This is a genomic window from Thermoanaerobacterium sp. RBIITD (assembly GCF_900205865.1).
In the GTDB taxonomy this organism is placed as follows: Bacteria; Bacillota; Thermoanaerobacteria; order Thermoanaerobacterales; family Thermoanaerobacteraceae; genus Thermoanaerobacterium.
In genome coordinates this window covers 2703140-2718411 of the sequence record NZ_LT906662.1, presented here as the reverse complement: position 1 = coordinate 2718411, position 15272 = coordinate 2703140, and the positions used below count along the sequence as shown (strand labels likewise).

At 35.6% G+C, this 15272-nt stretch carries 16 protein-coding genes; 1 reads left to right on the top strand and 15 read right to left on the bottom strand.

Features of this window, described 5'->3' with window-relative positions:
- Window positions 1–123 precede the first annotated feature (123 nt).
- The 15 genes from CPG45_RS13110 to CPG45_RS13045 all read right to left on the bottom strand — a co-directional run bounded on the left by CPG45_RS13110 (window position 124) and on the right by CPG45_RS13045 (window position 13678).
- The gene (locus tag CPG45_RS13110; RefSeq protein ID WP_096232337.1) at window positions 124–1248 is read right to left on the bottom strand and encodes an ABC transporter substrate-binding protein; all 1125 of its coding nucleotides are present in this window, start codon (window positions 1246–1248) and stop codon (window positions 124–126) included.
- Between the two features lie 121 nt (window positions 1249–1369).
- The gene (locus CPG45_RS13105) at window positions 1370–2152 is read right to left on the bottom strand and encodes an ABC transporter ATP-binding protein (RefSeq protein WP_096232336.1); all 783 of its coding nucleotides are present in this window, start codon (window positions 2150–2152) and stop codon (window positions 1370–1372) included.
- The gene (locus CPG45_RS13100) at window positions 2149–3258 is read right to left on the bottom strand and encodes a FecCD family ABC transporter permease (protein ID WP_231968771.1); all 1110 of its coding nucleotides are present in this window, start codon (window positions 3256–3258) and stop codon (window positions 2149–2151) included. Before CPG45_RS13100 ends, CPG45_RS13105 begins: the two co-directional genes overlap by 4 nt.
- Window positions 3259–3370: 112 nt before the next feature.
- The gene (locus CPG45_RS13095; protein ID WP_157732410.1) at window positions 3371–3583 is read right to left on the bottom strand and encodes a GNAT family N-acetyltransferase; all 213 of its coding nucleotides are present in this window, start codon (window positions 3581–3583) and stop codon (window positions 3371–3373) included.
- A gap of 35 nt (window positions 3584–3618) precedes the next feature.
- On the bottom strand, window positions 3619–3741 hold the full coding sequence (locus CPG45_RS17965; protein WP_255405064.1) for a hypothetical protein: 123 nt from the start codon (window positions 3739–3741) through the stop codon (window positions 3619–3621).
- Window positions 3742–3794: 53 nt separating this feature from the next.
- Window positions 3795–4460, bottom strand: coding sequence for an ATP-binding cassette domain-containing protein (locus CPG45_RS13090; protein WP_096232334.1), 666 nt, complete (start codon window positions 4458–4460; stop codon window positions 3795–3797).
- A 40-nt stretch (window positions 4461–4500) separates the two neighbouring features.
- Window positions 4501–5229 (bottom strand): Rossmann-like domain-containing protein, encoded by a 729-nt coding sequence (locus tag CPG45_RS13085; protein WP_096232333.1) that lies wholly within the window; start codon window positions 5227–5229, stop codon window positions 4501–4503.
- Window positions 5230–5282: 53 nt separating this feature from the next.
- Window positions 5283–5894 (bottom strand): molybdate ABC transporter permease subunit, encoded by a 612-nt coding sequence (gene modB / locus CPG45_RS13080; RefSeq protein WP_231969129.1) that lies wholly within the window; start codon window positions 5892–5894, stop codon window positions 5283–5285.
- Window positions 5895–6198: 304 nt separating this feature from the next.
- Window positions 6199–7332, bottom strand: a complete 1134-nt coding sequence (locus CPG45_RS13075; protein ID WP_096232331.1) for a homocitrate synthase family protein — start codon at window positions 7330–7332, stop codon at window positions 6199–6201.
- A 24-nt stretch (window positions 7333–7356) separates the two neighbouring features.
- Window positions 7357–9018 (bottom strand): nitrogenase component 1, encoded by a 1662-nt coding sequence (locus CPG45_RS13070; RefSeq protein WP_231968769.1) that lies wholly within the window; start codon window positions 9016–9018, stop codon window positions 7357–7359.
- A gap of 104 nt (window positions 9019–9122) precedes the next feature.
- Complete coding sequence (locus CPG45_RS13065) at window positions 9123–10589, bottom strand: nitrogenase component 1 (RefSeq protein WP_096232329.1); 1467 nt, start codon at window positions 10587–10589, stop codon at window positions 9123–9125.
- A gap of 21 nt (window positions 10590–10610) precedes the next feature.
- Window positions 10611–12026, bottom strand: coding sequence for a nitrogenase component I subunit alpha (locus CPG45_RS13060; RefSeq protein WP_096232328.1), 1416 nt, complete (start codon window positions 12024–12026; stop codon window positions 10611–10613).
- 21 nt (window positions 12027–12047) lie between these two features.
- Window positions 12048–12890: a radical SAM protein gene (locus CPG45_RS13055; protein WP_096232327.1), complete on the bottom strand. Its 843-nt coding sequence runs from the start codon at window positions 12888–12890 to the stop codon at window positions 12048–12050.
- Between the two features lie 74 nt (window positions 12891–12964).
- Window positions 12965–13336 carry a P-II family nitrogen regulator gene (locus CPG45_RS13050; RefSeq protein WP_096232326.1) on the bottom strand — a complete coding sequence of 124 codons (372 nt, stop codon included), beginning with the start codon at window positions 13334–13336 and terminating at the stop codon, window positions 12965–12967.
- 24 nt (window positions 13337–13360) lie between these two features.
- Window positions 13361–13678 (bottom strand): P-II family nitrogen regulator, encoded by a 318-nt coding sequence (locus CPG45_RS13045; RefSeq protein WP_096232325.1) that lies wholly within the window; start codon window positions 13676–13678, stop codon window positions 13361–13363.
- A gap of 292 nt (window positions 13679–13970) precedes the next feature.
- Here CPG45_RS13045 and CPG45_RS13040 point away from each other — a divergent pair, with 292 nt between their 5' ends.
- Window positions 13971–15164 carry an IS110 family RNA-guided transposase gene (locus tag CPG45_RS13040; protein ID WP_096230805.1) on the top strand — a complete coding sequence of 398 codons (1194 nt, stop codon included), beginning with the start codon at window positions 13971–13973 and terminating at the stop codon, window positions 15162–15164.
- The last annotated feature ends 108 nt before the right edge of the window (window positions 15165–15272 follow it).

The window sequence follows — 15272 nt, the reverse complement described above, 5'->3', positions numbered from 1 at the left end:
AAGTACTTGACATTTTAACGCAGGACTTTAAATTATTAAATACATAAGAATACGTTAAAATATATAGTTAAGATATTAATTATATAGTCCTTAACTTCAATACTTTCGTTATATTAATAAGTTCTATTTTGCATTAGCCATAATTTCTTCATACTGTTGATCGGTAATTTTTATATGCAAAAATTTATCATAGAATTCTTTAACTTCAGCCTTCATATCATACTTAAAATAGTCTGGATACAATAAATTTCCTAACCATTTTGCTCCTAATATTCTCATTATTGATGGCGGTCTGTCGAACCAATTAAATGGTTCGTAAGGTATTACATATACTTTTTTATCCTTTACTGCTCTTAAACTACTCCAATTAGGATCAGACATTATTACTTTGTAAGGATTATTTGCAGAAGTTGCAAATCCCTGATCAATACATACCAAAATAGTTTCAGGATTCCATTTAAGAAGCTGTTCCATTGATACTTCACTTCTTCCAAAACCAAATTTTATTGGCACTTGGGCAACATTTATTGCCCCTATAAGATCCAGTAATTGAGCATGCTGAGATCCTTTAGGATCTGTCTGTAAACCTTCCTCTCCTTCTGCATAATATACTTTGACTCTTTTATCTTCAGGTATTTTTTTAGCTATCTCTGTAATTTCTGTATAAGTTTTTTTACAATAATCCCCAAGTTCCTTAGCTTTACTGGTATCTCCTGTCAAATTCCCTATAAATTCATAGACCTTGTCCATTTTATCCAAATCATTTGTTACACATACTACAGGAATACCCATATCATTCTGTATTTTATCTGAATTTTCTATAAGAGAGCTGTCTATAGTATTCATATTAAGTATTACATCAGGTTTTATCTTCAATATTTCTTCCCTATTCATTTTATTGTTCTGACCGAAGTTTCCACTCAATACAGGAAGTTTCTTATAACTGTCTATGCAATACTTGCTTTCGGCTTCTGAAATCTTATTATTTAAACCTGCAATTTTTTCTGGTGATAGTGTATACATAAATTCGGTTCCTATAGGGCTGACTGAATAAACTTTTTTAATCTGGAAAGGCACTGTTACTTTTCTACCTGCCATATCTACTATAGTTCTTGTAGTTTGTTTTTCTTGTTCTTTGCTTTTTAAAGTTTTTTGATTTCCACATCCGGTAAACGCTTCAGTTAGAATTATACATATAATAATAACTGTTGATAAAATAAAGTTTTTTCTTTTTGCTATTTTATACATGTTTATTTCACTCCTCCTAAAATATTAATAATGTATCATTTTGTGATTATCTTGTGATTATAATGGAGGTATATTATTAATATTTTCTTTAAAGCATATACTTCGACTTTTTTCTAAAATATTAACTAAGCATAGGCACACAGGCTTTAATAACTTCTCCGCATACGTCCTTCAAGCAGGTAATTTTCACATTTACTCCATAAGCTGACCTCAAATTCTCTTCTGTCACCACATCATCTGCGTATCCCACGGTAAATACATTGTTTCGCTGCATCAGGGCTACTTTTGTACTGCATAAAAATGCATGATCTGGGAAGTGAGAAGTCATAATCACCCCCAATCCCTTTTGGGCAAGTCTCTTAATTTGTTCAAGTACTCGTATTTGGTTGCCAAAGTCTAAATTAGCGGTAGGCTCATCCATCACAAGAATATCCGGCTGCTGGGTTATAGCCCTGGCAATAAGCACCATTTGCCGTTCACCTCCGCTAATTTCAGTATAAATTCTGTCTTTTAGAAAAGAAACCCCCAAAGTTTCCAGGGCCTCCTCCGCAATGGCTACATCCTCTTTGGATGGCGAAGAAAAAACCCCTAAATGAGCTGTACGTCCCATAACTACTACATCAAGTACAGAAAATGGAAAAGGTGGTGTATGAGCTTGAGGTACATATCCGATGGTTTTTGCCAGTTTTTTTCTAGACCAATACTTTATATTTTCCCCGTTTAATACAATTTCTCCACCTTGTAGTTTCAAAAATCCCAGAATAGTTTTGAATAATGTTGTTTTTCCTACACCATTTGGTCCTAATAGACACAGAATTTCACCTGAACTTACCTGTATTGAAAAGTCTTTAACCACAATTTTTGTTCCATACCCACAAAATACATTTTTAATTTCTAATTTCATACCCAGCACCTCCTTCCTTTCGCCAATAGATAGAAAAAAAATGGGGCACCAATGAGAGAAGTCAATACTCCCAAAGGTATTTCAACGGTGCAAATATTTCGAGCTATATCATCTACCAAAAGTAGGAATGTACTGCCAATAAGTAGTGAAGCAGGTAGCAATGTTTTATAATTAGGTCCCACTATAAGTCTAGCAATATGTGGAACAACAAGACCAATCCACCCGACCATACCACTGACTGAAACCGATGCTGATGTCATTAATGTTGATGAAATGATAAAAATCAAACGAATTTTCTTTGTATCGATACCCATCGCTTGTGCTTCCTCATCACCAAAGGAAATAACATTCAATCTCCATCGAAGCAGAATGAGAGGGACTAACCCAATAACTATTGGTATGAGTAATACTACTATATCATTTTTACTTATGGAAGAAAAACCTCCCATAAGCCAAAAAGTAATAGCAGGCAACTTGCTCTCAGGGTCAGCTACATATTTAACCATAGAAGTAAAAGAAGAAAACATCGTAGATACAACCATACCTGTTAATACCAATACTAAAATTGCACTGTTATTGCGACTGATTATTGTTGCCATTGTATATGCAGTGGCAACAGCCCCCAAACCAAAAAGAAATGCGGAAATCTGGATACCAATTGGTCCAAGGGACATCAAAATTGCTATAGCTGCACCAAAACCGGCTCCAGCAGAGGCTCCAAGAATATCTGGGGATACCATAGGATTCTTAAAAAGTCCCTGATAGGTAGCCCCTGAAGCTGACAAAGCACCTCCTACAAGTATAGCTGCAAAGATTCTAGGAATACGCACATTGAACAAAACTATTTCCACTGTCTTAGACCATGTTACAGGGAAATCCAGAAGCTTAGACACTAACATGGTGATAAGCTGTGTCAGTGGAATGGTATATCGTCCAAGGGTTAGAGATACAAAGATTACAACGATGAGCAATATTACCAAAATACCCATAACCGAATTTTCTATTTTTTTGTTTATAATGTTATGGGTACTAGATAGTAAAATCCTTCGACAGGCTTTGAGAGTAATCTTATTCATATTTTTCATATCCCAACCAACCCTTTCCATAAAATTCTACCTTTCTTGTCATCTTTAAATTTTTATTAATTTTTAAAAAAATAATGTCATCATTCTATGTTTGATTTAACAAAACCTTGACAACTATAAAATTTGAGAGCTCTTACATTGTCTTTATCAACCACAGGAGTAATTCTTGAGTATCTTTCTCTCTTACAAAATTTAAAATGGTATTCATGAAAAATTTACCTTTTCCCTTTCTTCTTTCTTCTCTTTTTATTATAAAATCTTCCAATATAACAACCTTTGTCCCCATAACAGTATTGACAGTCATCAATAAATTAGCTATTCCAAGAAGCTTTTTATTTTCTTTCAAAAGAAATATATACCCGTTTTATAGATTATCAAGACTTATTTCCAGTTCATTCCTTTGCTTATCATAATCTGGTGAAAAATCTTTTTCAAGTTCAAAAAGTTCTTGTAATAAAAAGCATATTTCTTTATATCTTCTTTCCCTGCTTCTTTTACTTCCATTCTTGAACCTCCTAAATATAAATAAAAAGAATATATTTCAACCGTATTGCCCATCAAGCACTTTGATAAAACCGCATTATGGTTTCTCCTTTGTCTTCACCTTTTTCAGCTTTAAAAACTTTATCACCAAGCTCTGCTTCACATCGGCAGTGTGTAACCAATACAAAAGGTATATTCCACTGTCCATGAAGTTCTTTTATTTCTTTACGCAGCCTTTCCCTTAGCTTCCTGTCCATAGCTGAAAGGGGTTCATCCAGCAATAACAAATGAGGCTTTGTTATAAGTGTTCTTGCCATAGCTACCCGCTGTCTTTCTCCGCCTGAAAGCTGAACTGGATATCTTTCAGCCAGATGAGATATATCAAATTGTTTAAGTATTTCATTGAGCTGCTTTTCTTTTTCTTCTTTTAATAAATTTTTTACTCCATAAAGAATATTATCTTTTACTGTTAAATGGTTAAAAAGCGCATATTCCTGAAATATATATCCAATACCCCGTTTGTATGAAGGAAGGTTGATTCGCTTCGATGAAGAAAAAAGAATTTTTTCCCCTAATATTATCTCTCCCCAATCCGGCTTTTGAAAACCTGAAATACATTCTAAAACAGTTGTTTTACCAGATCCTGAAGGTCCAACAAGAACCAAAATTTCTTTATCAACCAATAAGTCAACTTTAAGAACAAAATCAGGAAGCTTTTTAACAAATTTTGCTTTAAGCATACATCAATCACCCTTTTGCCTGCATATTAAGAATTCTATATCAATAAGAACAAGGGCAAAATCTTTCCCATCCCATTAACTTAGCAGTCCCGGCAGCCGTTGTCCCAAAAAAGATCAAGGGTTTTTGATTCTTTAGAATATTCTCAACCGTTCCATTAACAATAACACTCCCTGTTACCAATGCTATATCGCACCATTCTATTGCGTCCTTATAATCTTTCTCTCCATCCAGTATCAAAACACCGCTTTTTTCTTTACCTATGTTGTCTTTATCCAGGTCAAGCACTTTAACGGAAAATTTGGAGGCACAGGCTTCTACTAACGCAGGTTGCAGCCCTACAAAGCATATACGCGGTTGTCCGTATTTTTCAATAATAAAAGTGACTATTTTTTGAGCACAATTTTCTAAATCATTGTTTTTGCAGTGTACTGTGTGATCAGCCAAACGCAGATGCCGCATAATTGCATTTAAAGACGAAATAAAAATAGCTCTTTCATAATTGTTTTTAAGTGGAAGTTCCAGTATCTCTCCAACAGAACCATGAAAATCATTTAATGAATCAGTAAATGCCTGTCCATAAGAACCTTTAAATTCTGCCTGCATAAGTCTTTCTTTACCCTTTAAAAGGGCATAATCTGTACGTTTTGTAGCGCCAATGGCATCTTTAGGAGATAGTATACAGGCTTTAACCTCTACATTTTCTTTTAATAGTCCATTTTCATCAACGATTTTTCTAAACTTAGACTTTAAATTATTATAAAAACTCATAACTGATACCCCTTATTTTATTGAATAATGTATAATTCACGATTTAGTACCTTTTATTGTCTTTCTTTTTTTGTATAATATAAAACTTTTTTTCTTGATAACCAGTTCAACCAAAAAATCAATCCAAAGGAAAATAAGATAATCACAACAACTAAGTAGACAGCAGTTTTGTAATCCCCACTTTCCACTGCAAAATAAATTGCCATAGGAATTGTTTGAGTCTTGCCTGGAATATTACCTGCAGTCATCAATGTTGCTCCAAACTCACCAATAGCTCTTGCAAAGAAAAGAACAATACCCGATAGAATACCAGGCCAAGCAAGAGACATCGTAACAGTGCAAAAAACCCTCAACTCGTTTGCACCTAAAATACGAGCAGCCCGCTCCTGCTTTATATCTACGCTTTCAAAAGCTGCTTTGGCACTTTGGTACATTAAAGGAAATACGACTATAGAAGAAGCAATTACAGCGACCCACCAGGTAAACAGTAATTGACTGTTAAATATTTTCCTAATGAGAAAACCTAAAGGTCCATATTTACCAAAAAGAATAAGTAGAATAAAACCCGTAACAGTTGGGGGTAAAACCATTGGGAGAAAAAAGATGGCTTCAATGATTTCTTTTCCGGGAAAGTTTTTTATAAAAAACAGGCGGGAAAAAAAGATACCAGCTATAAAGGATATAAGAGTAGCTATGATGGCTACTTTTATTGATAGAAACAGATGAGCATCCTTGCTATTGGCTAATGGTTCCCACTGCCAAGCCCATAGCCGACTTTCAGCGACAAGTTATCGCCCATGTCGAACAAACATTAGCAAAGGTTCTTGCCTATGTAGATAAGCACCTTTGCTAATTAAGAATAAATATTTTTCTATATTGTTAATAAATTAAGGCCTATAAATGTTTTAAACATTTATAGGCCTCGATGCCTGTTCTAAATTATATTATTAATCCTCTAATTTTATTGTACTATTGTATATTTAACATGTCAATACCCTTTTTATATTTTTTATCTTCATAAATATTCAAAAGCTCTTCCTCAGTAAGACTGCGTTTGTTTTTTACAACCCATGTACGTATATATCTTAAAAGAAAGGCGGCTTCTCTTTCTGTTAATTCTATCCCTAAACTATGGTATTTACTGACAATTGCATGTATATCAGAATGTTTACCAATAACCAATTTTGTTGATAAACCAATCTCTTCAGGTAAAAAAATTTCATCATAAACAAGATTATTCTCTAAACCTTTTTCGTAATTAAAAATTTCTCCTCCTACAATCGCTTTGCCAGACGGTATTTTTCTTTTTGACGCTAAAGCAACATAACGTGAAAGTCTATACAATAAATCTGTATTGATTTTTAAATCATGTCCGTATAAATATTTCATTGCCATTATAACCTCTTCAAAAGCAGCGTTGCCTGCCCGCTCTCCAAGACCATTTATAGTCGTACTAACAAATTTTGCTCCAGCTTTAAAAGCAGCAAGAGCATTAGCAGTAGCCATACCAAAATCGTTATGAACATGTATTTCAATGTCTATATCAACAGTTTCTCTAAGTCTTTTAACCTCTTCATAAGTTCTAAAAGGTTCTAATACTCCAACTGTGTCAGAATAACGAAATCGTGATGCCCCTTCCTCTTTTGCAATTTTGGCAAAAGTATATAAAAAAGCTCTGTCAGCTCGTGAAGCATCTTCGGCACCAACAGAAATTTCACAATTAAATTTTTGTGCATAATGAAGGACCCTTTTTAAATTATCTATAACCCATCTCCTGTCTTTTTTTAGTTTAGAACTTATGTGAATATCAGAAACAGGAGAGGAAATATGCAAATATTTTGCACCACAGTCAATAGATGCTTTTACATCACTTATTACGGCTCTATTCCATGTAAGAATTTTTGCCTTCAATCCGAGATTTAATATCTCATATATAGATTCTTTTTCTTCTCCCCCCATTGCAGGGATGCCGGCTTCAATATATCGAACTCCAATTCTGTCAAGCATTTTAGCAATAAAAACTTTTTCTGGCATCGAAAAAACAACTCCAGCGGTTTGTTCTCCATCTCTTAAAGTAGTATCAATTATAAAAAAATCTCTCATAAATCATTCCTCTCACCGCTGATATCATTTTGCTTCTGTTGCCAAGTCATGTAACACCTTTTCAATAGATCCCTCCGCCATAACAACCTTAATTCCTCTTTCTTCTAATTTTTCTTTTGCACAATGACCTGCTTTACCACAGTAAACTATAGAGCAGTCAAATAAAAGATCTGCTATTTGATCTAAATGATCTTTAGCTTCTCCGTCACAACATTCTCCTGAAATACCGCTGTTAGTTTTTCTCAGTTCCATTAAACTTACTCTATCGCCTAAAAGCTTATAAATTAAGAACTGGCTTGCTTTCCCAAAATGCTCATTAATCATAATTCCATCCTTTGAAGCAACAGCAATTTTTATGATCTTATTCTCCTTTCTTTTCCCAAAAACGAATTTCCATACAGGGTTGTAGATTGCTTTATAAACATCCTCGGCAAAATTGCAAAATCCTTTAAAACCAGCATAGGGACTCGTATTCTGCGGAAATACCAAAAAGGGGACTCCTAATTTATGTGACAAGTATTTTTCCTTTGTACCACCAACAAACAAATCTGGTTTATAAATTGTCAACATCTCTTCGATTTCCATATCATTTGCATCATCAATAATCAAAGTACCATCACTGACATTTTTAGCAGCTTCTTCGTAATCTTCCCGCCGTCCAAACTGTGAACCCGTAATAATTACTTCCATGCCTAAATCTTCAAAAGCTTTTACCATAGTACCCATTCTTGAACCGCCAAAATACATAGCAACCGACTTTTCTTCTATTCTTTTGTATAATTTACCTATCCTTCTCCGAACCTTTTCAATTTCTTCTTCTATTACAGCCTCCGCCCTTTCCTCTAAGCCAAAAAAAACAGCAATCTTACGCAGAGCTTCTGAAGTTTGTTTCATTCCAAAGAAGGAAACTTTCATTGATGGAATTCCATATTTTTTTTCCATTCTTTCAGCAAAATAAAACCCGGTTTTGCGGCAATGAAGAACATTTAACTTCGCATAATGAGAATAAGACATTTTATCAATTGAGGCATCACCTGTAAAAGTACATAAAACTCTTACTCCAATTTTTTCAAGTAACGTTTTAATTATCTGTAGATCCCCTTTTACATCGTATTCTCCAATAATATTAATATCATAGGAAGTCGGGCTTTCCAGTACCTTGGTCCCTACGAAACGTTCCATTAATATGTCATAGGCAATTCTATGCCCTTCCGATTGGCTGACCCCGCAAAAACCGGGACAATTAACCCATATCACAGGGCGTTTAACAACTAACTCAGCATTCTTACATACACTGTTAACATCATCGCCGATCAGGCTCACAGAACAGGTCGTGTATACAAATACAGCCTTCGCTTCTGGGAAAAGTCTTACTGCATTTAATATAGCCTCTATAAGCTTTTTTTCTCCTCCAAAGATAATATCTTTTTCCTGAAGGTCAGAAGAAAAAATACGATAGGTTTTACCTCTTATCACTTGCCCATAATAAGCACAACCTACAGGCCCATGGACAAGATGAATTGCATCCTTAATTTGCCCAAGCACCCACCGTGCTCCATAATAAGCGCAACTTCTCTCACTCATTATACCTGGAATAGTCGGCTTTTCACATTCTGGCAAAGACAAAGGAGACCATCCCTTTATACAAACATGTTTTCTCCTTTCATCGACAAGATAATCAGACATACTCAATTTCACCTCCAATCGATCAATAAAATATTAATAAAAAATTATTATAGAAAGGATTGTGGAATCAATGTATTCCACAACCACCCTTCAGTTAAACTTTTCTACAGCTGTTGAGTTCTATCATCAGGATATTCATAGTTGATGATAGAATTAACGATATTCTCCAACAAAAGTTCTCCTCCTCTGTAGCCAACAATAGGTCTCTTTTGATAGCCAAACCTATCATACACGGGAAAACCAAAACGAACCAAAGGAACTTGCATCTCTTTTGATATGTCCACTCCTCTTGAATTTCCAAGGATAATATCAATATCCTTTGTTCGTATATATTCCTCAAACTCAAAAAGATCGCTTCCGTTCATTATCTTAGGAGAACATTCATATTCTTTTGCAATTTCCTCAATTTCCTGTGTAAAAGTCGGACTCTTGGTACCACTCGACACAGCCACCGGTTCCATACCCAATTCACATACAAACCTCGTAACTCCTACCGTTACATCGGGATCGCCAAAGATTGCTACCTTTTTCATCATTGTGTGATGGAACGTGTCTGCCATCGAATCTAACAGCCATCCCCTTTCATCGAGAATACTTTCAGGTACGGCTTTTCCCGTAAGTTCACTTAACCTGTTTAAAAAAAGATCCGTATTGTGGACACCAATAGGTATGGGCCCTAAAAATGATGGTATGTCAAACTTGCTCTTTAAATACTCTGCTCCGCTTCCTCCTGAATCTCTGCACAGTGCAAAGGTAGCCAAAGAGTTAGCCATATCTTCTATTTCCTCTAATTTTGTACCTCCTCTAGGGTAATAAGGAATTGATTGAGGCGGACGTAAAGGTGCATCAAGAGTATCGGAAATGTCAAATAGTATTATGCCTTCCACGCCCATTTCTTTAAGAAGATGCTTGATTTCTCGTATATCACCCGGTGTTATTATCCCTGGAATTATATTTACTTTATTATTAATCCCGGTTTTCTCCGTAGCTACATACTGTAAATATGCCTGGGAAGCATTGTCATATCCTTTAACATGAGAACCTGCAAAACTGGGGGTATGAATCGGCACGATTTTTATTCCATATGCTTTTTCTTCTCCAACTTCACTAACCAGCCTTTTTTGTGCTGCCTTAATAAAATTTTCAATATCATCCCCCATTATTTCACTGGAACACGTAGTTATAACACCAATCATTTCAGGGTTGTACCTGAGAACAAGGTTTCTGATAGCCTCAATAAGGTTTTTTCTTCCCCCAAAAACTGCCGCATCTTCATGGAAAGAAGATGTTGCAATAACGGCAGGTTCTTTGTATACCCTGCAAAAAGTATAACGTACGTAAGTCGTACAACCTTGAGCACCCTGCACTAAGGGAATTGCTTTGTGAATCCCCAAGGTTGCAATCATAGCACCCAGAGGCATACATGTTCTGTTTGGGTTTATAACAACAGTCCTGTTCTCTGATGGTACCAGCTCTGGATCCCTTTCCTTGTATCCAGGAGTTGCCGGTATTTTCTCTATTTTTATCTGGTCATATGTTATACCTTCAATTGGTATTTTTTTAATTTCCATTGCCGCACTCTCCTTTTCTATTTATTTCTCTATAAATTTCCATACAGGAGCGTAAATCCCCTGATATATATCTCTTGCAAAATTTACCATTCCAGTGAACCCTGCATAAGGTCCCTTTTCATAAGAGTGAGAATTGACCGAAGGTATTCCCATTTTCCTTGCAATATACTTTTCTTTAAGACCTGTCATGAAAAGGTCCGGTTTATACTTTTCTAACATTTCTTCCAGTTCATATTCATTAGGTGCATCTATGACCAACATTCCTCCTGGATGCCTTGCATTGATCTTTTCATAGTCATCCTCATGAGCAAAGGTACAGGCACCTGCCACGACCTCCATACCCAACTCCATCAACAATTTTATCCAGTGCCATACCCTTGGACCTCCTACATATACAGCCACTCTCTTGCCGGTAAGCTTAGAACGATAAAAATCGATAGCATCTTTTATCTTTTCCGTTTCCTCTTTAATAACCTTTTCTGCCTTATCTTCTAGTCCAAAAAACGCTGCCGTTTCTCTCAATGCCTGAGATGTCTGCTCAATTCCAAAAAGGGAACACCTCAAGAAGGGAATTTCAAAACCGTCTTTTATCATATGTGCAATGTATTCTGCCGAACGCTGGCAGTGTACTACATTTAATTTTACATCCATCATCTTTATAAGATTTTCTATGCGCTCATTCCCTGTAAAAGTTGCCACAATGCGAATGCCTATTTTCTCAAACAGCGGTTTTATAACCTTCAAATCCCAGTCCATGTTATAGTCACCAATTAAGCAGATATCATAAGGTGTTTTCTCCTCTTCTTTCATTTTGAGTTCCGGACGGCGTTCCCTCAAAGCCTTAACCTGGCGATAAAACTGCATATTAAAATCATGATGTCCTTTTGATTGGCTTACACCAGAACAACCAGGTGATTCACCAGTAAAAGTAGGTAATCCTGTTTCCTTTTCTACCTGGCGAGCAACAGATTTTACGTCGTCACCTATAAGACCTGTAGTACATGTCGTAAATATTATTATCCCCTTGGCTTCAGGAAAAAGTTTAGCAGCTTCTAAACAAGCCTCTTTAAGTTTTTTCATCCCGCCAAAGACAACATCCTTCTCCTCCATATTGGTACATACGCAGTACCTTCTATTAAAAGCAGTATTGCTCAGCTTGTTGGGAGCAACCCATGCATAATAATCCGAGAGATGGCGCCTAGTACCCCACGTATAATAGGCACAACCTATAGGAGAATGAACTACAGCAATAATATCGGCAATAGGTCCCCCTATAACTCCTCTGGCACCGGCAAAAGCACATCCTCGTTCTGTCATATCACCTGGTATTGTATTTATATTACATGCTGGAACAACAGGATTTTCCGGATCATGTATATAAACGTGTTTTTCCCTTTCAGGTATACATTCATCACATTCAAGTCTCACAAACGGCATAATATATCTCCTCCTTTAAAATTATAATAAACATACTCTTTTTTGTTCTTCCCCTGGTACACCTACGGCATCAGCACGGCACTGCCGGCAATTGTGAAACTGCTTTACAAATTTCTCACAGTTCTTCTGAGCTTCTTCTAGTTCCTCCACTGTAGGTGCTGATAGGTCAGAAAACTTCCCCATGGGTATCAAAGGCATGACATTCATAATATATGCTCCACGCTTTTGAACTTCTTTGGCTATCTCAATCACATGATTCTTGTTTATAGAAGGTATCAAAACAGTATTGACTTTTACTGCTATTCCAGCTTCTGATGCTTCTTTAAGGCCAAGCAATTGATTATTTATCAATATTTCTGCAGCTTCTTCACCTTTATATAACTCATCTTTATAAATAACATATGAATATATTTCTTTTCCTATAGAAGGATCAACAGCATTAATAGTAATTGTTAAAGTAGAAACACCGCAGGATATTATATCTTCCAATCTATCTGATAAAAGCAAACCATTTGTTGACAAGCATTTTCTAAGATTGGGAAACTCTTTATTAACAAGATCTAGTGTTTCAAAGGTAGCTTCATTTGAAAGAGGGTCGCCTGGTCCAGCAACTGCTGCAACCTTTATGCGAGGTTCTTGTTCAATAGCTTCTTTAACCTTGACTAAGGCTTCCATAGGAGATATAATCTTAGTGGTAACACCCGGACGATTTTCATTGGCACAGTCATGACGCCTTACACAGTAATTACACTTTATATTACAACGGGGCGCAACAGGGAGGTGTATTCTACCATATTTAAAATGCGCTTCATCTCCAAAACATGGGTGTCCAAATACCTTGTTCTTGCAGTAAGTTTTTCCCATTATTCTCATTCCTTTCTGTAACCGTCTGGTAGGCAAGCAGCTTATGAAACATAAGCTGCTTGTTTATTTTATGTTTACATAATAGCCTTCTTGCCACTTTCCCTTGTTCTCACCCTTACAACATTCTCTATAGGACATACAAAAATTTTGCCATCTCCTGTCTGACCTGTCTGATTAACCTTTATTATAGTTTTTACAACTTCCTCCACATCATCGTCATTTACAACGAGGGATATCATCCTTTTGGGTACATATTTCATACCAGCGTTTTTCCCTTTTTCCAACAGTTCAGGATTAATACTAAAACTAACTTCCCCGGCTATACCCTTTTGTTTACCTCGCCCCAACACTGCAGCTGCTGTCATTCCCGGAAATCCTATATTGTCTAAAGCTTCTTTAGTTGCTGTAATTTTATTGGATCTGATGATTGCAATCACCTCTTTCATTTCGATACCTCCTAACTTAAAAATCTACAGTTCTTTTGAACCTGTTCTTACTGTGTAAGCTTCATCTACCGGATTTACAAAAATTTTTCCGTCACCATAATTACCTGTATAGGCCTTGTCGTTTATGATCTTTATGACCTCATCCACATTCTCGTCTTCCACAACCATCATGATCATTGTTTTGGGAAGTTCATCGTAATGTATAGTTCCTAACTTAATACCCTTTTGTTTTCCTCTTCCAAAAACACTCATCTTTGTCAGTGAAAAATATCCTGCTTCTGCCAGCCCATCTACAACATCTTCCGCCTTCTCAGGCCTAACTATTGCACGAACCATTTTCATGTATATCACTCCTTGTATAATATATTTAGGTTAATAAAGGCAACCTATAATCCTTTTTTAGCTGATAAATTATACTTAAAATTGTATAATTAAGTTATTAGATAGAGTATTGTCGTTCACTCCTTGAGATTGAAAGCTCGTACTTGAAAGACTGACACCTCTGTCTGATAAACTGATTACGAATAAGTTGGATGTTGACTAACTCGATTAGTACTTCGAATGTAGAACAAGGCAGTAACGTTTATCAGTTTAGAGGAACTATCTAAAATACATTGATTATGGGTGATTAAAAATGTTTTATTTAGGTATTGATATCGGGAAAAACAATCATGTAGCTTCTTTAATTGATGAAAAATGTAAAATCCTCTTTAAAGCTTTCTCTTTCCCAAACTCTTACGTTGGTGGTGATAGCTTACTTGATAAGCTTGCTTCCTTTAACATCTCTGTTAATAATGTTGAAATTGGTATGGAAGCTACGGGCCACTATTGGTTATCTATTTATTCTTTTCTTGTTGAAAAAGGTTTTGTTATTCATGTTATTAATCCTATTCAAACTGATGGTTGGCGTAAAGGAACTGAAATCAGAAAGCGCAAAACCGACATCATCGATTCTATACTAATTGCAGATCTTATTCGCTACGGTGATTTCTTAGAAACTTCTTTAGCCAACGAAGATACTATCTCTCTTCGCAATCTTTCTCGTTTTAGAAATTACCTCATCAATTCTATAGGTGACCTTAAGCGTAAGACCGTTTGTGTTTTAGATCAAGTTTTCCCCGAATATCAATCTATCTTTTCTAATATCTTTGGACAAACGTCTAAGGAAATCTTACTCCACTTTAATACGCCGGATGATTTTGAAAATATTTCTTCTGAACAATTGCAGCAGGTTTTGTCTGAAATTACTATGAAAAAATTTGCTATGGATAAAATCAATGAAATTTCTTCTGCTGCTAAAAAATCTTTTGGTATTAAGTTTTGTTTGGATAGTTTTTCTCTGCAATTAAGATTATTAATTGAGCAAATTAATTTTATCGAAAAACAGGTCACAGATGTTGAAGAGCAGATATCAGTTTTACTTGATAAAATCAATTCTCCTATTACTACAATACCTGGCATTGGCAATGTAACAGCTGCAACAATTTTAGGAGAAATAGGAGATATTTCAAGGTTTAAAAATCCATCAAAGCTTGTAGCTTATGCCGGTATTGATGCTTCTATATCACAATCAGGAGAATATAACAGTACAAATAACAAAATGAGTAAGCGAGGTTCTCCTTATCTTAGGAAAGCTCTTTTTAGTGCTGCATTAGTTGCTTCTAATTGTGACCCTGTTTTTAAGGCTTTTTACCAAAAGAAACGTTCAGAAGGCAAACATCACCTTACAGCTATTGGAGCTGTAGCACGCAAGCTTTGCTATACTATTTGTGCTATTTTAAAAAACAACTGTGCTTATGAAGTAAAACTTCCTAAAAATGATTGTTAGTAAATCATACTAATTACATATATTTACTTTTAACTTGGTATTACCAGGTTTATTTGTCATGCATTTTTATTCACCCTCTTGGCAAAATTTTTTTATTTTTTTCTATTG